The sequence below is a fragment of the Thalassotalea fusca genome, assembly GCF_053485835.1.
This window is the reverse complement of sequence record NZ_JBQRUN010000027.1, coordinates 1-23663: the sequence shown is the minus strand read 5'-3', so window position 1 is coordinate 23663 and position 23663 is coordinate 1. Positions and strand designations below refer to the sequence as shown.

The 23663-nt window shown below is 41.2% G+C and carries 21 protein-coding genes; 10 read left to right on the top strand and 11 right to left on the bottom strand.

All coding sequences use genetic code 11. The features are described 5' to 3' along the window. Positions 1 to 34: 34 nt before the first annotated feature. The 4 genes from ACSLUK_RS19035 to ACSLUK_RS19020 all read right to left on the bottom strand — a co-directional run bounded on the left by ACSLUK_RS19035 (position 35) and on the right by ACSLUK_RS19020 (position 5166). The gene (locus ACSLUK_RS19035) at positions 35 to 1951 is read right to left on the bottom strand and encodes a CHRD domain-containing protein (protein ID WP_448550378.1); all 1917 of its coding nucleotides are present in this window, start codon (positions 1949 to 1951) and stop codon (positions 35 to 37) included. A gap of 299 nt (positions 1952 to 2250) precedes the next feature. Next, positions 2251 to 2844, bottom strand: a complete 594-nt coding sequence (locus tag ACSLUK_RS19030; RefSeq protein WP_448550377.1) for a hypothetical protein — start codon at positions 2842 to 2844, stop codon at positions 2251 to 2253. A gap of 248 nt (positions 2845 to 3092) precedes the next feature. Continuing rightward, positions 3093 to 4865 carry a GspH/FimT family protein gene (locus ACSLUK_RS19025; RefSeq protein WP_448550376.1) on the bottom strand — a complete coding sequence of 591 codons (1773 nt, stop codon included), beginning with the start codon at positions 4863 to 4865 and terminating at the stop codon, positions 3093 to 3095. Beyond that, positions 4852 to 5166, bottom strand: a complete 315-nt coding sequence (locus ACSLUK_RS19020; protein WP_448550375.1) for a hypothetical protein — start codon at positions 5164 to 5166, stop codon at positions 4852 to 4854. The genes ACSLUK_RS19025 and ACSLUK_RS19020 overlap by 14 nt, the downstream gene beginning before the upstream one ends. 360 nt (positions 5167 to 5526) lie before the next feature. Here ACSLUK_RS19020 and ACSLUK_RS19015 point away from each other — a divergent pair, with 360 nt between their 5' ends. Further along, positions 5527 to 6651 (top strand): pre-peptidase C-terminal domain-containing protein, encoded by a 1125-nt coding sequence (locus tag ACSLUK_RS19015; RefSeq protein ID WP_448550374.1) that lies wholly within the window; start codon positions 5527 to 5529, stop codon positions 6649 to 6651. A 111-nt stretch (positions 6652 to 6762) separates the two neighbouring features. Here ACSLUK_RS19015 and ACSLUK_RS19010 read toward each other — a convergent pair whose 3' ends face one another. Further along, positions 6763 to 7662: a bile acid:sodium symporter family protein gene (locus tag ACSLUK_RS19010; RefSeq protein WP_448550373.1), complete on the bottom strand. Its 900-nt coding sequence runs from the start codon at positions 7660 to 7662 to the stop codon at positions 6763 to 6765. Positions 7663 to 7891: 229 nt separating this feature from the next. After that, positions 7892 to 8785, bottom strand: coding sequence for an EamA family transporter (locus tag ACSLUK_RS19005; protein ID WP_448550372.1), 894 nt, complete (start codon positions 8783 to 8785; stop codon positions 7892 to 7894). Positions 8786 to 8963: 178 nt separating this feature from the next. Between ACSLUK_RS19005 and ACSLUK_RS19000 the strand changes: the two genes are divergently transcribed. Beyond that, complete coding sequence (locus ACSLUK_RS19000; RefSeq protein ID WP_448550371.1) at positions 8964 to 9449, top strand: MarR family winged helix-turn-helix transcriptional regulator; 486 nt, start codon at positions 8964 to 8966, stop codon at positions 9447 to 9449. A 131-nt stretch (positions 9450 to 9580) separates the two neighbouring features. Here the strand turns inward: ACSLUK_RS19000 and ACSLUK_RS18995 are convergent, their stop codons facing one another. Further along, positions 9581 to 10036: a hypothetical protein gene (locus ACSLUK_RS18995; protein WP_448550370.1), complete on the bottom strand. Its 456-nt coding sequence runs from the start codon at positions 10034 to 10036 to the stop codon at positions 9581 to 9583. A gap of 177 nt (positions 10037 to 10213) precedes the next feature. Here ACSLUK_RS18995 and ACSLUK_RS18990 point away from each other — a divergent pair, with 177 nt between their 5' ends. Beyond that, the gene (locus ACSLUK_RS18990) at positions 10214 to 11662 is read left to right on the top strand and encodes a sodium/proline symporter (RefSeq protein ID WP_448550369.1); all 1449 of its coding nucleotides are present in this window, start codon (positions 10214 to 10216) and stop codon (positions 11660 to 11662) included. Between the two features lie 152 nt (positions 11663 to 11814). After that, complete coding sequence (locus ACSLUK_RS18985; RefSeq protein WP_448550368.1) at positions 11815 to 12570, top strand: type 2 periplasmic-binding domain-containing protein; 756 nt, start codon at positions 11815 to 11817, stop codon at positions 12568 to 12570. On the opposite strand, the gene ACSLUK_RS18980 is transcribed toward ACSLUK_RS18985, so the two are convergent. Both ACSLUK_RS18980 and ACSLUK_RS18975 read right to left on the bottom strand, forming a co-directional pair. Continuing rightward, positions 12548 to 13453 (bottom strand): CPBP family intramembrane glutamic endopeptidase, encoded by a 906-nt coding sequence (locus tag ACSLUK_RS18980; RefSeq protein WP_448550367.1) that lies wholly within the window; start codon positions 13451 to 13453, stop codon positions 12548 to 12550. The genes ACSLUK_RS18985 and ACSLUK_RS18980 overlap by 23 nt on opposite strands. A 105-nt stretch (positions 13454 to 13558) precedes the next feature. Next, entirely contained in the window at positions 13559 to 14374 is an 816-nt protein-coding gene (locus tag ACSLUK_RS18975) for a crotonase/enoyl-CoA hydratase family protein (RefSeq protein WP_448550366.1), read from the bottom strand. Positions 14375 to 14842: 468 nt separating this feature from the next. On the opposite strand from ACSLUK_RS18975, the gene ACSLUK_RS18970 reads away from it, so the two are divergent. The 5 genes from ACSLUK_RS18970 (at position 14843) to ACSLUK_RS18950 (ending at position 19489) form a co-directional block, all read left to right on the top strand. After that, a complete protein-coding gene (locus tag ACSLUK_RS18970; RefSeq protein ID WP_448550365.1) occupies positions 14843 to 16051 on the top strand; it encodes an EAL domain-containing protein in 1209 nt (402 codons plus the stop codon). A 223-nt stretch (positions 16052 to 16274) separates the two neighbouring features. Next, the gene (locus ACSLUK_RS18965; RefSeq protein ID WP_448550364.1) at positions 16275 to 17135 is read left to right on the top strand and encodes a MipA/OmpV family protein; all 861 of its coding nucleotides are present in this window, start codon (positions 16275 to 16277) and stop codon (positions 17133 to 17135) included. Beyond that, on the top strand, positions 17125 to 17523 hold the full coding sequence (locus ACSLUK_RS18960) for a DUF3019 domain-containing protein (RefSeq protein ID WP_448550363.1): 399 nt from the start codon (positions 17125 to 17127) through the stop codon (positions 17521 to 17523). Before ACSLUK_RS18965 ends, ACSLUK_RS18960 begins: the two co-directional genes overlap by 11 nt. Next, positions 17523 to 18215, top strand: coding sequence for a response regulator (locus ACSLUK_RS18955; RefSeq protein ID WP_448550362.1), 693 nt, complete (start codon positions 17523 to 17525; stop codon positions 18213 to 18215). Before ACSLUK_RS18960 ends, ACSLUK_RS18955 begins: the two co-directional genes overlap by 1 nt. 26 nt (positions 18216 to 18241) lie before the next feature. Then, entirely contained in the window at positions 18242 to 19489 is a 1248-nt protein-coding gene (locus ACSLUK_RS18950; RefSeq protein WP_448550361.1) for an ATP-binding protein, read from the top strand. Between the two features lie 22 nt (positions 19490 to 19511). On the opposite strand, the gene prsT is transcribed toward ACSLUK_RS18950, so the two are convergent. Further along, on the bottom strand, positions 19512 to 22304 hold the full coding sequence (gene prsT, locus ACSLUK_RS18945; protein WP_448550360.1) for an XrtA/PEP-CTERM system TPR-repeat protein PrsT: 2793 nt from the start codon (positions 22302 to 22304) through the stop codon (positions 19512 to 19514). Positions 22305 to 22623: 319 nt separating this feature from the next. Between prsT and ACSLUK_RS18940 the strand changes: the two genes are divergently transcribed. Next, positions 22624 to 23445 (top strand): hypothetical protein, encoded by an 822-nt coding sequence (locus ACSLUK_RS18940; RefSeq protein ID WP_448550359.1) that lies wholly within the window; start codon positions 22624 to 22626, stop codon positions 23443 to 23445. Positions 23446 to 23466: 21 nt separating this feature from the next. On the opposite strand, the gene ACSLUK_RS18935 is transcribed toward ACSLUK_RS18940, so the two are convergent. Next, on the bottom strand, positions 23467 to 23663 hold a 197-nt coding region (locus ACSLUK_RS18935), incomplete at its 5' end, for a hypothetical protein (RefSeq protein WP_448550358.1).

Sequence of the window (23663 nt, the reverse complement as noted above, 5' to 3'; positions counted from 1 at the left end):
TGATACCCCGTTATTAAGCGTATTATATGTTTGTTTATAGTTGCCCTCGCAATTCACCACCAGGGTTTGTTGCACTATGCACATTGATGTATAGGCCGTTACTTAGCAGTGTGTCGTATTGTTCTTGGGTTAAAGTGCCTGACACAGACCAATGATTGGCATCGTCCGCATTTTGCTCGAGTCCTAATACAACCCCACCATTGACACCTGCCACGCCTTCATGAATATGCGCAGCTGTAGCATCAGATAAATCCATCGTCATCACATGTAGTGTAATTGCCATTGTTGTCGCATTTACCGTGAGCGCTGCTCGCCCTGAGGCTGATGTAGTAACCGCTGGAACCTCATTATCACCGCTCAATTCACTCCATCTGACACTGATATTATTAGGCAGCAGTTGTCCACGTAATTCACCACCGGGATTAGTCGCACTATGCACATTGATATACAAGCCTCCGCTCTGTAACGTGTCATACTGCTCTTGAGTTAACGTACCAGACACAGACCAATGATTGACATCGTCTACATCTTGCTCAAGCCCCAATACAACGCCACCATTTGCACCTGCCATAGCTTCGTGAATATGTGCCGCCGTTGCATCAGATAAATCCATCGTCATCACATGTAATGTAATTGCCATGGTTGTCGCATTTACCGTGAGCGCTGCTCGCCCTGAGGCAGATGATGTAACCGCTGGCACTTCATTGTTGCCACTCAGATCACTCCATATCACACTGATATTCTCTGGCAGTAATTGTCCACGTAATTCACCACCGGGATTAGTCGCACTATGCACATTGATATACAAGCCTCCGCTCTGTAACGTGTCATACTGTTCTTGAGTTAACGTACCAGACACAGACCAATGGTTGACATCGTCTACATCTTGTTCAAGCCCCAATACAACCCCACCATTTGCACCTGCCATTGCTTCGTGAATATGTGCCGCCGTTGCGTCAGATAAATCCATCGTCATCACATGTAATGTTATTGCCATGGTTGTCGCATTTACCGTGAGCGCTGCTCGCCCTGAGGCAGATGATGTAACCGCTGGCACTTCATTGTTGCCACTCAGATCACTCCATATCACACTGATGTTGTCAGGCAGCAGTTGTCCACGTAATTCACCACCGGGATTAGTCGCACTATGCACATTGATATACAAGCCTCCGCTCTGTAACGTGTCATACTGCTCTTGAGTTAACGTACCAGACACAGACCAATGGTTGACATCGTCTGCGTCTTGTTCAAGCCCCAATACAACCCCACCATTTGCACCTGCCATTGCTTCGTGAATATGTGCAGCTGTTGCATCAGATAAATCCATCGTCATCACATGCAACGATATTTCCATCGTTGTCGAGTTTATCGTGAGCGCTGCTCGCCCAGAGGCGGATGATGTAACCGCTGGCACTTCATTGTCGCCACTCAGATCACTCCATATCACATTGATATTGTCTGGCAGCAATTGTCCTCGTAACTCACCACCGGGATTAGCTTCACTATGAACATTTACATAGAGTTCGCCGCCCGTAAAACTTAGCATGTCCTCAGCCATTAATACTGTATCAGCGGGTACATGCCAGATCGCACTGTCACTAGTGTCTTGCTCCAATGCGACTACCACACCACCATTTTGTCCGGCAAACCCTTTATGAATATGTGAAGCGGATACTGAAATATCGGACGTGGTTATAGACCCAGTTAGTGCGCCAGTGTCTAAATCAATAGTAAACGACCCCGTGCCTGTCGCACTTGTCTCAACATTCGGTACTTCCTGTTCACCCGTTAAGGTAACCGACAACGTAAGTGTATTGGGGGCAGGAGGAGGCGGCTCCACTGTAACCGGGTCATCATCATCACTATGAAAACAACCTGTCAACACGCCTAACAAGACTAAACCAACAACAAAAAACCTGATATCCGATAATAATCTATGTGTATTATTCATACTTCCTTTCACTCCGTTGATCCTGTGTGGCTCGATTGAGCATTAGCACTCAAAAGTATAGAAGAAAGAAGTGTATTCGCTAGCACGCAAATTCCTGTGCGTCTATTTTCGTGTTTTCACACGTTAAGAAAACAATAAAGTAATAGTAAGAGTATGTGACTACTATGCGTCGCCCTCCCCTATATTAAGGAATCATCTTGCTTTCAGTAAAAAAAGACGCAGATGCGTCTTTTTCGTTTTGATAAATAAAATTGATCGTTAATTAAAACTGTCTGCAATCATCGGATTGCTTAAAGTTGTCACTTCTGACGAGTGACTATTAAACCAAATACGCCAGCTAACAGTAAAATCCATGTTGCTGGTGTCGGTACTTCTACAGCTGAAGCGGTATAGGTCAACGCATCAAAACCATAAACAGCACCTCCACCACGTTGGCCAGCAAGTGAAAATGAAGTAATAGCAATATCGCTTATAACCCCAAAAAACGAGCTTTCATTCCAAACCTCGGTAATTTCCAATGCATCAATTATCGTGTGGCCTGCGTTATCCGTGTAGGTTAAGTTGGTCGCATTAAGTTCGTTAATATCGAATCCAAACGCAAATACGTCATGATTAAAGCCAATCGACAAAGTTTCCTGCTCATATGCCACCAATGCTCTTTCACCTTCGCTCACTAAACTGTTGCCAGTTCTCGAGCCGATATATCCAGAGATTGATGAAAAATCACTATTTACTAGGTCTATTTCATTAAATCCTTCGAAAGCCATCGGTGAATTCAACGCTTCTTCAAATGCCGCACGATCGGTATATACGATCAATCCTGCATGAGCTTGGTTAACGTATGCTAACGCAATTAACAGCGTCAGTACCACGTGCTTTAATTTATCTAACATAAAACGTCCTTAATTGTTTGATATGATTTCGTTTAACTACACATTTGCGCCAAGTCTAGCGTTGAAATATGCAAGAAATATGGAGATCCAATTCGCAGAAAAAGAACATTGCATCAAACAAGAAAGATTTATGTGTTGAAATGAAAAAAGTTAACTTAAGCGAAGAGCCATAACAAACGGACGCAGCCAGTATTGCTATAGCTCATAAGTTTTATGTTTACGAGTGTTGCACCTGTAGCAGGTTGGATTTAGTGCATCGTTACTTCGACTTCAATCCACGCATTGGCAGTGCCTATTGTGCCACCTTTGCGTTTTGTAGTTATCGTAAAGTTGCCCCATTTATCAGAGAAACTTTCGCCAATAACCAAAGCACTATCGAGTAAATCATAGCCTGGCCAATCATCACCACGTTGCTCAAGAATTGAGTTTGGTGTCATATCTAATAGGTAGCTCGTATCAAAGTAATAGTCTTTTACGTTGTGCTTATAGTCAGGCTCATATTCAACAATATTGATATATACACCATCAGTTTGAATTCCTTCTTCTTCTCGTGTGCGATATTCAATCCAATAAGTAGACTCATTGTTCCCTGCCTGTAGGCGCAAGCCAATGTCTCCTGAAATTGTTCCTTGATCATGGGCATAAATGCGATATGTACCAGACTGTGTAATTAGCGGCACGTTTTGCTCAATATTTAACGTATCAAAAAAGCTTTTGTAATAGAGAGTTAGCCCACCAAATGTCCATGCACTGTTCCCCATCAAGCTAAAATAATTACCATAGGTGATCGCCTCATCGTCTAAGTCGCCTGTACCTAATACATCGTCTTCCGCGTTGATCGCTTTAGCGTGATGAAGTCCCATCGCGTGCCCCATTTCATGAGCAATACCACCTGCTTTGGTTCTGTCATCGCCATCATCCCATAGTTTGATAAAACCTGGATTAGGGCTGGCTACAGGGCCTCGTGGCTCCCACAAATCATCGTCTTCATCATAGCGCAGCAAGCTCGGTGCAATGTTTAGGTAAACAATGTTGTCTTTAACGTTATAAACGTCATAGCCCAGTTTAGCAGCCTCGGCATAAAGAAAATCATTCCAATCCCACGAAGGTAATATGTCGTAGTACGATTTTTCTTGATTTACATCGAGGATTTCATTGCGAATTTCGTAGGTAACATCGAACCCGCCAAACGTTTCATTAGCGAAGTAGGCTTTTACTTCTTCCATCTCTTCTTGCACCCGTCTAGAAGAATAATCAAGTGCGACATCATTAAATTCGTATCTTAGAACGACCACATGTACAGAATCATGTTGCCACTTGTAATCTGCACCGTAGAGCACATCTTCACCACCAGAATCGTCACCATTTACGTCAACCGTATAGTCTTCAATTTCGCCAAAAGTGAAGCCCGTGGCAACCGGAGAACCATCGCCATTCATTGCGATTCTCATGCGTGATGTGCCACTTCGAATACGCGATAAATCCAACGTTCCCTTAACAACCTGATCGCTTATACCACTGCCTGAGAACACTCTTTCGTTCGATTCAAAACTGCCATTGTTATCGCTGTCTATCCAAATCCCCCAATCAGTACCCCAACTGGTTACAGGCGTTAAAGCAACACTTTCACCATCAGACACAGCAAATGTTTTTCTCGTAGCATAATCGCCATAACCACGATCATTTCCCGTTGAATAGAGATCACCGCCAATCATTACCGACGCAATATGTTCGCCTTCACCACCACGAGGTTGTTGTACAAGTGCATAATCTGGGTTGGTACCTGTGCCATCTTCACGGCCAACATTGATGATGTAATCGCGGTAATCACCATAGCTACTATAATCACACGCATCATTGCTAACACTATTGGCATGAAGCAACACGCGCATCGTGGTATTGCTCACTTGAACATTTTCAGGAAAAGCTACTGTTGCTGACACAGCAGTATTGCTTGCATTGTTTAAGGTATAGACCTGCTCATTGGCATCTGCGAAATCACCATCATTATTTATGGTCAATCCATACTGTCCAAAAGTCTTTGTAAGCATAGCCACTATATGCAGGTGTGAGCACTAAGGTTTCACCATTTTCAATGAAAGTACCGTCAAAGAACTGCTCTCCATTGAGTTCCACACTATCAATGTACTCATATTGATTCTTTGGCGAAATATCACATGCAGCCAATGCTGTTGGTCCCCAAATTGTGCTAGCAACGGCCATCGCTACAATTGTCTGCCGAGTGTGATAACAGGTTGATTTATGCCTAATTGAGACATTAGATGGTTTGCTAGTATTTGTTCGATTATGTTTAAAGTTCATTTGTTCCTCCGAAGCGTTCTAGTTATTGTTTTAAAAGAGAACAAAAGACCCGCTAAACCTAACACTCACCCACCAAACGATGTCCGTTCTATCATTTTGGCTTAGCTAAAATAAACGCATTAACACTCAATGAAACTCACGCAAGTTAAGAGGTTGTTAGTTAGTCTGTTTGTTATTTAACCAGACTCTAGTTGATGGGTTTTGTCACCTCAAATCATTTAAAATCAAATAAGATCTTCTGGCATATACCTTTAATATTTCTCACTTTATTATGCCGCTTCATTCAAATGAATCTCAGTAATGGTGTGAGTTCATATTGAAACATGCCAGTGAAGGGATTCAATAATCTTGAGGAAGAAGATGGTAAATAAATATATTCATGCAATATCGCTGTGCGTCACAGTTTTCATTACAACAAGTATTTACTCTTGTTATTCACGTGCTACAACCTTTGCTGTAATCGGTGATTTCGGTGAAGTAGGTACGGCATTAGATAATGTATCTAGCGTAATTAACAACTGGCAACCCGACTTCGTGCTCACCTTAGGTGACAATGATTATGAAGACGACTATACGAAATCAGTCGTGCCTTACTTTTCTGACTTTATCAGCGATAACTGCGAGAACAATCAATTTTTCCCTACATTTGGCAATCACGACTGGAATGGCCCTCACGGATACGATGATGTATTTCCTTGTATCAACGAATACTATCGATTTAGCAAAGCAAATATCGACTTTTTCACCATAAATAGCGATAGTCTGACACCTGTTCAGAAACGCTGGCTAGAAGATGAATTGCAAAATTCAGACGCTGAATGGAAAATCGTATTTCTTCACCATACGCCCTATTCAAGCGGTCGACATGGTAACAACAGCCAGACGCAGCTTGACTATGCTGGCTGGGGAGCAGACATAGTTTTAGCAGCTCATGATCATGTTTACGAGCGTATTGAACGAGATGGAATTTATTATTTTGTTAACGGGTTAGGTGGTCGAGCACCATACAATTTTGATAATTGCTGTGTGACAGGCAGTAAATTCAGATATAACGACAGTAACGGCGCTATGCGGTTCGACGTAAATGACGGCTCAATGCGTATTCGCTTTATAGACCAAACTAATACGACAATTGATGATGTCACACTGACTAAGTCTCCTTCAGCACCATCGTCAACTCAAAAGCTATCGAACGGCGTCTCTGCCACAGTTTCGGCCAATAAAGACGAGCAACTGCTGTTTAGCTTTGATCTGCCTGAAAATAGCAAGAACCTTGTCGTTCAAACAAGTGGTGGAACAGGAGACGCAGATCTCTACGTAAAATTCCTTGAACCGCCAACAACCTCATCTTACGACTGCCGTCCTTGGAAAAACGGAAGCACAGAAGCTTGCCTGTCGTTAGAGGAAAAGGCTGGCACATGGCAAATCATGTTGCATGCATTCGCTACATTCGAAAACGTCGAGTTGTTGGTATCATGGGAATAGTAACGCAAACCAATCAAACATGTGCCCACACTCACTAACATCAGCGAAGAATGAAACAGTCGATGCTTATCATAATCAAGCATCGATTTTTTGCACATCGCACATATATGGCTAACCTTCTCGCTCACGCTCTTTCAAAGTAAGCGTTTCTGGCGCGTTATTTCGGTTAACTAACCAGCCGAATACTCCACCAATGACAAACATAAGTAAGCTGTATGTTACCGCTGGAATAGTCATAACTGCATTGCCAATTAGCGTGCCAGCTACGACCAATGCAAGTGTGCCATTTTGTATACCAACCTCTATGCTAATGCTGATAGATTGCGCCTTATCCAACCGCATAAACTTAGCAACAAAATAACCTACAACGATACTAACAACATTCAATGTTAGGCTGGCAAATCCTGTCTGAATAAAAAAGCCCGCCATGTCGCTCCAATTCTTGGCCATCAACGCGGCGATAATTAAGAACAAAAAGACAATAGAAAACACCTTTACAGGCTTTTGCGCTTTATGAGAAAACACAGGAAACTTGTTGTGTACCAACATCCCTAGCGCAACGGGTAATACGGTTATCACCGTCAATTGAATAATCGTCTTTAGTACAGGAATAGAGAACTGGGTTGACTCTTCCATGAAATAAACCATCGCAACACTAGTGACAATTGGAATCGTAAAAGGAGTGATAATACTGACCAACGCGGTTAGGCTAATAGATAACGCTACATCCCCTTTAGAAAGGTAACTCAGCATGTTTGACGTTACGCCACCTGGGCACAAAGACAATATTATTACCCCGACAGCCAGCTCTGCGGTCAATCCAAATAGCCAAATAACGATACAAGCCAACAGTGGCAATACCAACATCTGGCAAACAATTCCTATACTAACTGCCTTTGGTTCGTTAAATACCCGCGTAAAGTCAGCTACTTTAGTTGCCAGCCCCATACCAAACATGATGATAAATAATGACAAGGGCAATATCAGTTGTGTAATTATGTCAGCTTCCATGTATCACTCTATTATTTGTTATTTGTCAGGTTAAGCGGTGTACTACCTTAAAGACTTACAAGCCATGAACATATACCGCCTGACCCAAAATATTATTTTTCACATATTAACCAGTATATATGTCATTTCATTTAAACTTGAACAATTACATGTCATAACTGAACTTAAAACCTTGTATCTTTTCTGAGAATTTCCAATCTTGGTACTTGGCACGACGGAGTGCTTCAGTTTAACCTCGCGTTAAAACTGGCAATTTAGCATATGTTTTGTGCTCTTTCGGTTGATATGCAGCCAATACAATAGCGAATAGAATTGTTAGTGCCCCCACTAGCTGAATACCATTAAGCGTTTGGTCTAAAAACCAATAACCTAAAATACAAGCAGATACGCTGCTTAAAAATCCAAGAAACGAAACTATGACTGGCGGCAACTTTTCAATTCCTTGAAACCACAGGTAGTAACAAACCATAGCGCCCATAACACTTAAGTAGCCATAGCCAATCATATTGGTAACGGAAAGCTCCGATGGCACCCCTTCAATGAACAAAGTAACAGGTAATAGGAACAGCCCTCCCACCAATAATTGCCAACCAGTAAAGCCAAGCATACTCATGCCTTGCGGGCGTCCCCATTTCTTATTCAAAACAACGCCTACAGACATACTTAGCGTGCCGATAACGCCAACTAATACGCCTAACGGATCAAGTGCCATCGTATTGTGCGATAGCAATAATCCTATCCCGAGAATACCGAGACAGCTTGCAATTAGTTGTGTAACCGACAATTTATTTTTTAGTAAGAACCAGCTTAATAGCATTACGAAGATCGGCTGCAATGACCCTACAAGTGCAGCCATACCACCGGGCAAATACGTCGCAGCAAAAAACAAGCAGTAGAAAAACAAACCAATGTTTAAGAACCCTAAAGCCGTCATTTTCAACCACCATGATTGTTGAAGTTTTGCTTTGCTCAACAACACCAATAGCAAACCTGCGGGTAAGGCTCTTATCGTTGACGCCATTAATGGACTTTCAACAGGTAATGCCTCAGTGGTTACGATGTATGTGCTTCCCCAAATTATTGGGGCAATCGCCGTTAATGCGATAATTTTAGTGCGGCTCATTTTTTGTAACTCCTAAATAACATTGGCTAACTTGTCAGTGATCGACAATCCATTTCAACCATGCTCAAAAACCTTCCAAAAAAGTATCTTTCACAAAAGATACTTTTCAAAGAGTAATGGTGTTTTGATTTTTATTCAAGTATCTTTTTGAAAAGATACTTTTTCTAAAGGAAACATAATGGCGTCAGATAAGGTAGATGAGATTCTTAAACAATGGTCTCAAGCTAGACCAAATTTAGACTGTTCAGCGATGGGGGTAGTAGGAAGGCTCCGCCTTACATCGAATATATGGACGGCAGACCTAGAAGTAATATTCAAGCAATTTGACCTGAGCAATATTGAGTTTGATATTTTAGCGACCCTTAGGCGTAGCAATCAGGCGATTACCCCCACGGAACTCTACAACACCTTGATGTTATCTTCCGGTGCAGTGAGCACGCGTATTGAACAACTTGTACAGCGAGGATTCGTAGAACGCATCGCCAGTGAGCACGATAGGCGCAGTGTAAAGGTGAACCTAACGGCATCAGGCTTGGCGCTAATAGATCAAGCGGTAGAAGCGCATGTAGCCAATATGGATACCATGCTGAATGCACTTGATACAGATGAACAGGCTCAGCTTGCTAGCCTGTTAAAGAAAATCTTAGTTGCGCAAGCATCTTAAGCATATCGACTTTTGTCGTTTTGACTGAGATTCAAGCAGTTTTAGCGTCGCCGAACAAGAACAATTACGCATGGTGAACAAGCATAAAACCGATACATTTTCACCAAATGAAATACTCTTATCTACTAAGATTATTTGCGCTTAATTGCTGATTCATACTCACAAGCGTATTTTGAAGCGGCATAAATCGTCACATGTTCGGCAACCCTGACTTTGACGCATCTTGCATTTGGATCAACGCGATTTTTTTGGATAATCGTAAATGTGCCCTCTTGCTCAGACGACAATGCATATTTGAATGCATCATTGCTACCTTCTTCAATGGATGTGAAAATACCGCCGATTAGCGCCCCAAAGATCGCTCCGCCAATCATATCCTCAGTATCTCCGTCAAGGTTTTCTATCAGTCCAACGCTACCACCAACTAGTACGCCAGTTTCGATATTTGAACTTAATTCGACAGGCGTGACTTCAATGATTGTCGCATAGAACTCTTTTATTATTTTGTTTTGATTCGCCCGAGGATCGCCAGATGTGCTGCATCCAGCCAGCATGAAAATGCTCATAACTATGGCTGACTTATTCATTTACTACCTATCTCTTGGTTATTGGTATTGAAAACTGTAGTAAATTAGCAGGCTAATAACCGTTTAAAGACTGTGCTATTAATGTCATTAAATGTAATACCATTCCCTATGTTTTCTTTTCGTATTGCGCTAAACATGTTAAAAACACGTTATATTAATTGAACAAAAGCAGTCGCTATGGACTACCAAACAACGGTTCTCATCACACTCATCGTTTATAAAGTACTTCTTATAGGTATAGGTTTATGGAGTAATAAACGTGCGCAAAATACAGAAGAATTCTTTATCGGTGGTCGCTCATTGGGTCCATGGGTAGCCGCAATTAGTGCAGCTGCGAGCGCTTCTTCAGCTTGGTCTTTGTTAGGCATGAGTGGCGCTGCATATTTTCTGGGTGTATCAGCAATATGGATTGTGCCGTCGGTGATTTTGGGCTACTGCTTCAATTGGCTGTGGCTGGCACCAAGAATACAGCGAGCGGCAAAACACAATGCCAGCGTAACGCTCACTGACTTCATAACGTATAAAGCATCTTCCAAAAAAGCAGCGATCATTTGGTTATGTACTTTTTGCATCGTTATTTCATTTGCTTTCTATATTGCTGCCCAATTTCAAGCTGCCGGAACTATGTTCAGCGAAACATTTAATATGAGCGCCAATACCAGCATTTTACTGGGCACAATTATCATACTGATATACACCTTATTAGGCGGTTTTTGGGCAGTAAGTCTAACCGATACGCTTCAAGGAATACTCATGGTTGCCACGGCTGTACTACTACCTGTAGCAGCAATTATTACTATTGGTGGTTTTGATTCGTTATGGCAACAAATGCAGTTAGTATATAGCCCTACTCAGCTTTCTTGGTTTGGTGAACATCAAGGCATCAACATTATTGCATTTATCATCGGCACGTTAGGCATTGGGCTTGCCAATCCTGGCCAACCTCATGTGGTTAACCGATTAATGGCACTAAGAGACGAAAAAGCCGTGAGGCAAGGTAAATATATTGGTATTGGTTGGTCTGTGGTTATTTTTGTCAGCATGTTAATTGTTGGCTGGAGTGCGCGTGTTTTGTTGGTTGCTGATATCCATCACGAACAAGCGATGATATCTCTTGCGCAGCAGTTATTCCCTCCTGTACTCGCTGGCGTGGTTGTTGCTGCAACGCTTTCTGCCATTATGTCGACCGCAGATAGTCAGTTACTTGTGGCTGCTAGTGCAGTTTCGTATGATATTGGCTCTGGTTCGCAAAAAGCCAGTATGTTTCGTTCCAAGCTCACGGTTGCACTGATGTGTGTGATCTCAATGCTTATCGCCATGTGGGCCCCTCAAGATATTTTTACCCGCGTTTTATTCGCTTGGAATGCATTGGGCGCAGCTTTTGGTCCAGTCGTAATCGTTTTACTAATGAACAGAACATGTCAGGACAAATACTTGTTTAGCGCAATACTCATTGGATTTTGCAGTACCGTTATATTCCACTGGCTGCCATCACCACCTGGAGACGTTATTGAAAGGGTGTTGCCATTTATTCTTGCGTTTGCCTGTGCCTGGGTCGGTAGTGCACCTAATACGAGTTCGGTAAATCGCCAACAAAACTCACTAACAAGTTATGAGAATAGCTAACGAAATTACCCATTGTCGCTGTCCTTGCGTCATAATGTAAAGAATGAGAAAACGTTAGAATGATTGGTTCAATATATTTAGCTAATTGATTCCCCAACGAGAAGAGGTAGCGTATTAAGTCGCATTTGATTGTCAAAACAGTAATATGCTTGGTGGCGCTTCTTCTTGGCAGCTCTACCGCATACGCCTGCAAGAAAGAGTCGTACACTATTGGCGTACAAGCCATTGATTATAGTCCGCATTACAATTTCGTTGACGAAAATCGTACAAGTTACTTTACCGACTATGTTAAATGGCTCAATAAGCATCACCCTTGCCAGTTCAAAGTAGTTTCATTACCAATTAAACGGCTTAATTACTTTTTTGAACAGGGAGAAATAGACTTTATTTATCCTGACAACCCTAATTGGCACGATCAAGTAACAGCTAATTCCAGAATTTATAGTCAGCCACTGGTCACTGCATTGGGTGGGACTATGGTTAATTTACTGGATGAATATATCACGATGAAAGACTTTAAACGATTGGCATTTCCAAGGGGCTTTACACCGATAGCGTGGCTGCCAATACAAGCCGAGTATCTCATTGAGTTTTCAGAGACCAACTCAGCTAAAGCAGCACTATTAATGGTTCAAGCCGGTCGTGCACAAGGGGCCGATGTTGAATGGAATGTTGCCAATTATTTAATTCAGCAACATAGCCTCGAGCCTATGGCATTAGGCAAATACCTTCCTTTTACACCTACCGAGTTTCATATTGCTACGCTTAACCATAAAAGCCGACTAACTGAAATCAATCAACTCATGCACAATAATCGTGAGCAGCTTGACGCACTAAAGCGTAAACTGAATATTCAAGAATCTATCGAAACAAATCATTTGTCAGTTAAATCGCCAGCGGATAAGTAAATAACAACAAATGCAACATATTCACGATAAAGTGTAATAAAACTGGCATAAGGAGACTTCTGTACCAGTAATGCGCCAAGCCATAAAGCAACCCTGCAAGTGTCGCAACGCATACATAGGCAAATCCGCCCGAAAAATGTGCAACCCCAAACAAAATACTAGTAGCCGCTAAAGCGACAGTCACACCGTATTTTTTCACTAACGTCTGTTGCACGAATCCACGGAAAAAAGCTTCTTCAGCGACACAAGTCAGTAGCAAGTTACTAAAGGCAAAAAACATCCACCATTCTGGCACTTTAACATCTGGCTTGATTAGACCAAGTCCGTATGCAATGCCGAATATTGCGACAACCAAAACAACCATCATGGCAATCTTTACCACGTGTTGCCAATGGTTTTGATAACCTTTAGCGCCACCGTTAATAGGCATAAATGTTAATGTTCTGTCTTGATGATGATCACTCTTCATCAACGTAGGTACCGATAGGAGCAAGATGAAAAATATCAGCGGTTTATCAATGTTTAGATACATCGAGTACTCAATGCTCAATTCACTCGCTCTGACATTGTTTAGGAGCAAAAAATTGTTAAAACCGGGCAAGAGATGTGCTGCTAATGCGATTAGCCAAAGACATAGCAGACTACAACATAGGATACGGCCCCAAACCTTTGGTGCGCGCTTTGACAATAGCGCCAACGCAACGCCAATACCAAAGCAAGCAAGTCCTTTGAAAGTTAATTGCTCAAAATACAGTGCGCTTCCTATGGCAGCAATGAAAGGCCAATACCAAAGTCGCTGTTGCTGACGAACATCTGCAAAAGCCAGCACGATGGCAAGCGCAAGAAATCCCCACGTGATAAATTGAGTCTCAATAATTTCCATTTATTAATCATGGCAACGAAAAAAGGCGTGCTATTATTTCTTACGCTTCCTCATGTGTAAACCTAAAAGCAGCAGTTGCTTAGACCACCTAAGAAATAATTCGTCTTATTTAAAACTTGAACGTTCAACAAAAGGTTTTGCTTTTTGTCCTTTAGACAAGCCATTTCTCATGGCGATTTTTTGGTTTTTACGGCCAAGCAGCCTAAGCTGTGTGATCCTTTCCCACATTAAAGCGGCCCATGTATCACGCTTCCATGTTTTCTTAAAAAGATACTTAGTGGCAGCTACAGCATCTGGGCTTTGTTGACAAATCAGCTGAGCAAGTTGTTCCGCCTGTTTCATTGGCTCCTCATCTATTTTACTGATAAGTCCATAATCAGCACCTTGTTCACCCGAAAATATTCGCCCAGTCATCGTCAATTCTTGTGCAATATCGACGCGTGTCAATCGAGACAAAGTGACAGTGCCACTCATATCAGGAATAAGCCCCCACTTCATTTCCATAATAGATAATTGTGCGTCTGGCGTTGCAATGCGATAGTCAGATGCCAAAATTATTTGCATGCCTGCGCCAAAACAACTGCCATGGACGACAGCGATAACAGGGATAGGCAAATCACGCCATATGTGCGCTACGCGCTGAAAAACATTATCTTTTCGCCATGGTAATCTTGCGAAGAATTTCAGAATCATACTGGGATGTTTAGCAACATAACCAAAGTCCAACCCCGCGCAAAACGAAGGCCCTTCGCCACTTAATATGACGCATCTGATATCACGCTGTCGCCTTATTTTTTTCGCCGTGTCGATAAGCGTTTCAAACATCGCCTTATCTAGACCATTGTGTTTTTCCGGACGGTTTAGTCCGACATATGCAATATGATTTTTTACTTGAAGCGTTACGCGATCCGACATTGCCATGGATATTACTGGTTACTATGAGTTTCTAAACAGCATTACACATCCGACCAGAGAATACTAGCCCACTGTTCACACTCTATAGTACTAAGCAATTAGTGCCCGATATAACAATTATTGCCCCTATGTAACAATGTTGTTCAAACGCTTCTGTCACTTTATTAACGAGGTTTAAGTAGTATGAAAATTCTGAAAGATGCGATTAACCGTATTAATTAAAAGGGCATTTTTGAACAATTAACGACATAAACAGTTACACATTCAGTTTATTTTTGATCACATCCCACCAGCAATTTCCCAATAACCAATTAAAAGCAATAGCTTAGTCATTATCGACTCTTTTCTGAGACACGGCTACTGTGATTTAATCGCTGAATTATCTCAGTAAATTCCATCACTTTAATTCACTTTCAGCTAATTTAGACTATATTTTAGAAAGTGTGAGAACTGTTTAATCTATTGAGCAAGTGAATGCCTGGAAACTATAAACTATTCATACTTGATGACGATCAACCCTATGCGGAACTTCTTGTTGAAGTAGCTAGAGATCAAGGATGGCAAGTCGAATTTGATACCAATCCTCTCAATTTTCTTCAGCGTGAGCTAGATTCTCAAAGTGTGCTTGTTTTAGATTTGTTCATGCCCGAAATTGATGGTATTGAAGTCATTCGCTCGCTTGCCGAACGGTCACAAAAAATTCCACTCATTTTGGTCAGTGGCTTTGATAATAAAGTGCTGCATTCGGCGCAACAACTCGCCGAAGCACACAATATAAAAGTGATAAGTACACTCACTAAGCCGTTTAAAATGCAAGACTTTGTATCTTTGCTCGATGAAGTGAAGCATGACTATTTTACCCACGAAAGTAATCATGAAAGTATCATAACTTTTAACAAGCAAGAACTAGAAACAGCGTTACTTAAAGATGAATTCACGCTACATTACCAACCTCAATTTGATATCAATACCCGTAAAGTTATCAGCGTTGAAGCTCTGGTGCGATGGCAGCACCCAGAACTAGGTCTGGTTTTTCCCGATAAATTTATTAATTTAGCTGAACAATATGGCCTTATAGAACTAATGACACGTAAGGTACTCACTTATGCAGCAAGAGATTTGAGTATTTTAGAACGTTCAGGGTTTGAATTGGGCATGGCGGTTAACGTAACTGCAGAAAACATCACGTCGTTATTTCTACCCGAGCAATTAAAAAAACTCATGGATGAAAGTGATATAGCACCCGAAAAACTGACCCTTGAGCTCACTGAAAGTGCAGTAATGAGCAAGTTAACCTCATCACTTGATGTGCTTAACCGACTACGAATGAAGGGATTTCACCTTTCAATCGATGATTTCGGTACAGGCTACTCTTCACTGCAGCAGCTCTATCAAGCCCCCTTTAATGAATTAAAAATAGACCGCACTTTTGTTTCTAACCTTATGAGAGACAAAGAAGCACTAGTGATTGTAAAGATTTGCATTACCTTGGCCAGAATGCTCAATATGAAGTCGCTCGCAGAAGGAGTTGAGACTGTTGAGATTTTGGAACAGTTACGCCAATTTGGTTGTGACATGGCACAAGGCTATTACCTGTCAAAACCGTTGGACTTTGAAAGTTTAGTCAGTTGGCTGGTAGAAAATAACCACTTGCAACAACGCAAAGATCTTCGAATAAGTTAATTCCCAACTCAGAACGCATAAATCCTGAATAGCAATTACTCACCGTTCCTTTTATAACACCACCATGCGAGAAAAACGCTACTTCGCGCCCTTCAAATGTAACTTGTTGTTATCAGGTATGGCTTTACGTAAATAAGTTGGTAAATTACTAACAATACTTATCTGAAACCCCAAAAATATGAACACACATTTACTCGCAGGTATAACTTGGAGGTTATGAACGTTGCTTAGAAAACTTGCAATTCTGGCTCTATTTGTCAGTGTTCAAACCTACGCACAATGCAATTCTCAAGATGCCGAATGTGTTCCTGTAGGCGATTGGCAATTTTCTGTCGCGCTTGGGGCTGGTGTGTTGACCAATCCTCTGCATGGCGGAAAACATATTCCTTTGGTTGTTATTCCCTATGTCAGCTACTACGGTGAGAAATTTTTCATTGAAAATACAACAGCAGGTTTCACGCTTGTGGACAACCCTACATGGAATATTAGTCCCATTATACAACTCAATAATGAACAAGCGTTTTTTGAACGTTGGCACCCGAATAATATTTTTGTCGGTAATGCACAAGTAAGTTTCATTAATGGTGAAATCGCCGCAGATAATAGCCAAAGAAGTATTGATATTTCAGAGGTTAGCAAACGAAATTGGGCAATAGATGGGGGCGTCTTAATTAATTGGTATATAAATACCACTAGCCAATTGAGCACCGAACTTCTACACGATATAAGTAATGTGCACCAAGGTTCATTAGCGACTTTTCGTTACACTAAAATAATTTCATTAAATCAAGTGCAAGATAGCTTATTGAAGCTTGGATTAGGTGCTTCATGGAAAAGCAGAAAACTGACAGATTATTACTATGGTATCAATGAGCGGGACACAGAAAATCCAATGCTGCACTATCTTGCAGGTTCCGGCTGGTCGCCAAATATAAGCCTAGCTTACATGAAACAGCTGACATCGAACTGGCAATTAAAGGCTAACCTAAAACGTGAATTTTTATCAACAGCGATATCAGACAGTCCTCTGGTGAAGACACACCATGTTGATACGCTATTTTTTGGAGTGAAATATGTTTATTAGCCGTCTGTATGCACTGCTAATATTCATTGCCGTTCTCTATCCATTTACGAGTCATAGTTTGTCATCGTCAGCACCGGCAACAATGGACATAAAACCTGTTACTTGCATGGTGCAGGAAATTGGCCAACCATGTACTATGACAATCAAAATTAAATGGCAAACAAACGAGCCTCAAGACGTATGTTTACGCCAAGGTGTGACCAAGCTCAGTTGTTGGGATAATCAACATCATATCGACACTCAGATGCAGGTAACACTTGAAGATTCAATGATGTTTACTCTAGTTAATGCCTCCGGTGAGGCGTTAGCAAGCCAAAAAATTGATATAAATGCGAGTAACCATCACGCTTACCGACGGAAATTGAAATCAGATTGGAGCCTTTTCTAATGTCTAGCATTCTGCTTGTAGAAGACGATATTCGCTTATCGAGTTTAATCGGAAAATTCCTGCAAGGTAACAACTTCGACGTTACCGCGATACATGACGGTAAAGACGTCATCGACTATGTTAAAAAGGCTTCGCCTGATCTGATTATTTTAGACGTGATGCTGCCAAATGTTGATGGCTTCTCACTGTGCAAACAGTTGCGAAAGTTTTATCAACAGCCGATATTATTTTTGACAGCAAAAGATAGCGACTTCGATCATGTACTAGGGCTCGAAATTGGCGCTGACGACTTTGTAATTAAACCCGTAGAGCCGCATGTTTTATTAGCACGCGTTAACGTTCTCCTTAGAAGAACACAAAAGTATTCAAACAAGAACATTGATGAAATTACCCTAGGTTCGCTGCACATTGATAAGAAATCCCGATTAGTGACACTTGATGAGCAAAAGGTTGATTTAACGAGCCATGAATTCGAGTTACTGTGGTTACTTGCTAAAAATGCAGGAGAACCTCAAAGCAGAGACTACATTCATCAGCAAATGATAGGTCGCGAATATGATGGTTTAGACAGAAGTGTCGACGTGAGAATTTCTCGCCTGCGGAAAAAGCTCGGAGATGATACAGCCAATCCGTTTAAACTTATCACGGTTTGGGGTAAAGGATATTTATGCTCAACTACCGCTTGGAACTAGTTAGCCACCGCGCGTAATTTGCCTATATGCTTAGACTATTCATTAGTTTTTATTTTGCCGTTATCTTAAGTATTTTCGTTGTTAATTTAACAACTGAGTACCTGTGGCAACAGTTTTATCAAAATGAAAACACTGAGACGCAGTACGTCACGCAAGTCGCCAAACCATTGCAACAAATACTTGAGAGTCACCGTGACATTTCACACGTCACGGCGACCATAGACAATGCTGAAATTTTGGATATAGAAGATGTCGCATGGTTGCCGGAACAATTAACACGCCTAAAGCAAAACGAGCCAGTTGTTACCTATGATGCTGCGCAAGCATTTTATCTGAACCTTTCATTAAAAAACGCAGACAAAACTATACGTTTAGGCCCTTTTTATCCCAGCTCAACATCATCCGTGAGCAGGTGGTTGATCTTATCATTGTCATATATTGGATTGGCATTGCTACTCGTAATGTGGGTTCGCCCAATCTGGCGTGATTTGCAACAGCTCACGCAAATGACCCAAAAAATTGCGTTAGGCGATTTAGCCATCGAAAACACACCCACAACCCGTTCAGCAATTACCCCATTAATGAACACCATGCAAGATCTTGCTAGTAGAATTGTTCGACTAATGGATGACCAAAAGCAGCTGGTGAATGCTGTTTCTCATGAACTACGTACGCCTATCGCTCGTTTAAAATTTGCCATTGCCATGTTAGAGAATGTTGAACCACAGCAAAAAGAAGAGCTAAATGGCGACTTGGCAGAAATGGAACAACTGGTTAATGAAATGCTCAGTTATGCGCGCCTTGAGGCTCATATGGCAACGCTGACAAAAGCGCCTTGCGATCTTAGTGCTTTGCTCGACGCACTTGTTCAAAAATTACAACGACAAACCACACACACAATAGCCTTTAATGTCGTTGAAAACATAACAATCGCAGTGAACTCGCAAGCCATAGAGCGTGTTTTGCAAAATATCTTATCTAATGCAATACGCTACGCAACATCGCAAATAAACGTCTCGTTGAAAGAAACCAAAAATGAGGTTTATGTGACAATTGATGATGATGGCCCAGGAGTAGCCCCTGAGCAAAGACAAGAAATATTCATTCCATTTCATACGATTGATCAGAGCCGCTGTAAGAAAAACGCTGGGTTCGGCCTCGGACTGGCCATTGTTAAACGCTTACTAGACTGGCACTCGGGACACTGTGAAATATCGAATTCACCGCAAGGGGGCTGTCGATTTAGTGTCGTACTCCCGAAATGCCAGAACTAAGCGTTTTTAAATTAACTCAGTTTTATGGAGAAGATAACAACTGTTCAACGTGAGCCATATACTTGAACGAAGGATCAGACAGCGTGATTTCCGTTAAATAACGTCGTGCTTCACCATGACGATTCAATTGCGTTAGCACCACAGCTAAGTGGTATTTAACCTCAGAATTTTCTGAGTCCTGAGCGATAGCTTCTCGCAAAAGCGGCAATGCATCTTCAGGACGTTGTAGCTTGCTGTAAATCCAAGCTAACGTATCAATAATCGCCACATAATCAGGATTTAGTTTATATGCAGCTTCAGCTGCAGCTAATGCATCTGAAAGTTGATTCGATTGCAAATAAACTTGTGCCAAATTATTAAAAAACACAGGCTGTTGGCCATACTTGGCTATTAGTTGCTGATAGTATTTTGCTGCATTTGCATAGTCGCTTTGCAATCGGTATAAATCTGCACGTGCAATTCCCGCAACAATGTCATTAGGAGAATGTTGTAGCCAAGTCTCTATAGTTTTTTCCGCCTTTTTAAATGCTTGCTGAGTTACCAGCACTCGATAAAGGCCAAAGGTCGCTTTTCTCGATAGTACTTGTTTAAGCGCTTTTTCATAAAAGCTAACAGCTTCTTGTAACTTACCCAATTGTCGATATAACTCACCTTTCAACACCATGACATTGTTGTTGTCTTGATACTTAGCGACATAACTATCTAATAAGCTAATCGCTTTTATTTCATCACCTTTTTTGGCATATGCATCAATTAGATTGATGTAAGTTGGAAAATATCCATCATTCCAAGCAATTGCCCGCTCTAGGCTTAAAATTGCGCCATCCAAATCATTAGTTTGCTTTTGCGACAACGCGTATTGGTTTAATACATACGCTTTATTTGGCGAGTACTTAACCGCAAGATTGTAATGCTCAAAGGCACTATCTAATGCTTTGTTATTGAAATAAAGATCAGCTAATAAGAAATGGGCATTACCGTGGCGAGCATTACGTTTTAAAAACGCATTGGTCATGTCAATTGCCTGTTCTTGCTGCTTCTGTACTACATACAGCCCAACCAAACGACCAAGAATATCACCATCATTTTGATCTCTGCTATAAAGTTTCTCATAATATTCTCTTGCAGACGCATAGTTCCCAATTTTACGATAAATATCCCCCAATTCCATGAGCAACGCGTTATTTTCTTGGTCATCAGATGCTAAACGCGCTTTGAGTTTTTCGATGGCTTGAGCTGTACTACCTTTAATCACATCTAATCTAACCAAATGAATGAAAGCTTCTGTGTTTGAAGGATCACTTTCTAATGCTTTGTTGAATGCCAATTCAGCAGCATCATGTTGTCCCAACAGCCCAAGCAATACTCCTTTATATTTAAGATGAGCCGACGAGGTCGGTTGTTGTGTCAAAATATCTTCGACTAATAACAATGCCTCTGTTAGTTGTTCGCTTTCTTGATAAGCATTGGCAAGCAGTTCAAGTACTTCTATATCAGCCCGAATAGCCTTCGCTTTTTTCAACAACGATATCGCTTGCTGATGCTTACCAGAGACGTAGTGTAAGCGCGCAAGATCGTACAACGGCTCGGGTTGTTCCGGTACTGACTCAACTACATCAATGAAGTACTGCTCTGCTTTGGCCATTTCGCCCACTAATAAGTATACCTGCCCCAACAACGTCCAAATTTCTATGTCATTAGGGGCAATTAAGCGCGCCTTCACTAGATTTGTTTTCGCCGTATAAGGATTTTGCAAAGCAAGTTCAATTTTCGCCATTAATTTTAAGGCGCGAGGATCATCTCTGATAATCGCCAAGTACTTATCAAGGCTATCTTGTGCAGATCGAAATTGCTTCTTATGAAAACTTACCAATCCCGATAAATAATAGTAAATAGGATTGGTTTGCATAACGTCACTTGGCAACCCTTTAAATATTACGCTCAGGTGATTTTCAATTTCTTGCGCTTGTGCGATATTTCCTAATGCGCTTACAGCAATTAACTTCAAATAGTTTGCTTTAGGTTCATTGGGTATTGACCCCAAGATAATTTCTAAATCTATAAGCGCAGCCTCATATTCGGCTTGCTCTATGTTTAAATTTGCGCGAGTTAACAATGCGGGGAAGTTTTCTGGATTCAAGGCCAGTATTTGGTTAATTACTTTCAATGCACCATCAACATTCCCTTCTTGCAACTCTAAGTTTGACAACAATGTTAATGCTTTATCGTTAATCGGTGAAATTGCTAGAGCTTTTTCTACGTAGTTACGTGCAAGAGGATATTTGTTTTTGAGCAATGCAACTTGCGCTAAGCCTAACGTTGCTTCTATATCATTTTTAGTGAGAATGGCGGCTTCTTGATACATATGCTGTGCTTGTTCAAGCTCATTTAATCCGACATATGCTCGACCTTTTAACACCAACACTTTACTGGACAATCGGTTATTACCCGGAAATTGCACATTACTATCAACAACAGCCTGATAATTTTGTTGCAACACATATGCTTCCAATAATAGTGGTACTATACGGCGTTCATCAGCGCCTTTACTTCTGGCGTTAAGTAGTTCATCTTCCGCAGCAGCACCGTCACCTTTAGCTATGTACACTTCCGCCATTAAAATTAATGAAGGTAAATGTTCAGGATTATTTTTAAGGCTATTTTTTAAATATATGACCGCTGCATCTAAATCTGACGCATAAAATCTCTCTAACGCACTTTCGTAGGATTGATTAACGGCCTGCGCGAAAACGATGGATGAGAAACTACTAAAACCTAATACACTTGCCAGCAATGCCGTTTTTACAAATTTCATATTTATGTTTACCACGCGAAGACTCACCATTTCTACATAATCCTTAGCAGCAGAACTACTATTCAATATTATTTAGTAAGATGGATGACTTATTGACTTAATACTATTGTATACAGTTTAGTTACTAAATATGTCGATTATTTTTACAGAATGCCATAGAATAACCAAGCCTAACTAGCAAAATTGAAATAAATTTCTTTATTTTCACACGCTTGCACTTTTGGCCTGTTTTTTGTATATAGCACGAAGGTTCTGTATCTGAGATTAGGTAAGCCCCCACTTAATCACAGTACAATTAATAGTATTGAGAAAAGGTTTTATGATGAAGTATTTAAAATGGATCGCTGCAGCATCAATAGCATTGTCTAGCTCGATGAGCTTTGCTACTGACATTCCTGCTACTGAAATTATGGACAACTATGTGGGCGCTGGCTATGACAAAGATGTTTATGGCAATGTACATCGTTACGACACCGATAAGATGATTGTGTCTCGTACGGGAACCATGCTAAATGTCGACGTATATACCTCGTTTTACAACAACATTGGCCAAGATGGCATCAGATTAGGGGACTTGTTTATTTCTGATGGCAGTTTATTTGATCCTGCGTGGCAACCTACAGGTGGTGCTCCGCATAATGCAGATCGATTTTCCAGAAACAACAACAACACAGGCACTGACTGGAACTATGTTTATGACTTAGGTGGTGATCGTGGCAACACCAGTGGCTGGGGCCGATTAAAATCGAACTTTAATAACAACGAAGTTATGGTTTCTAACGATTACCATAATAACTCACGTTATAATCAGGCTGTTATGCTGAAGGATCGCAGCCATCACGTTAAACACAATGGCTACACACACTGGAGTGTTGACGACAGCTACTCGTATGCCAAAAAGATTGGCGACAAAAACGTAGGCTACGGTAAGGTAAGCTTTTCGATTGACGTAGCGGGCACAGCATTGGCAAATGCCACGCAAATCGCATTTCGTTGGGCGATGACCTGTGCAAACGATATTATCGAAGGTATGGTATCTGTTTCGACTGACCCGAATACAACGCCAATCCCTACACCACAAACATTCTTGCTGTTTGTACTTGGCATTGCAGGTATCGCACTAACGCGAAAGAAAGCCTAAATAAATTACATCATTTAGTAATTAGAAAGCGACCATTTGGTCGCTTTTTTTATTTTTAACCTTTGCTTTCAACCACGATGACAGATTGGTATTATACCAATCCGCATTAAAGATTGCCCACCACTGCCCACTTCCTTGAACACATTTTGATGACACGTTTTGTGTCTTTTCTAAAGCTATTCCAAGCGTGACTACATGCGTTGACAATATCCTCATAT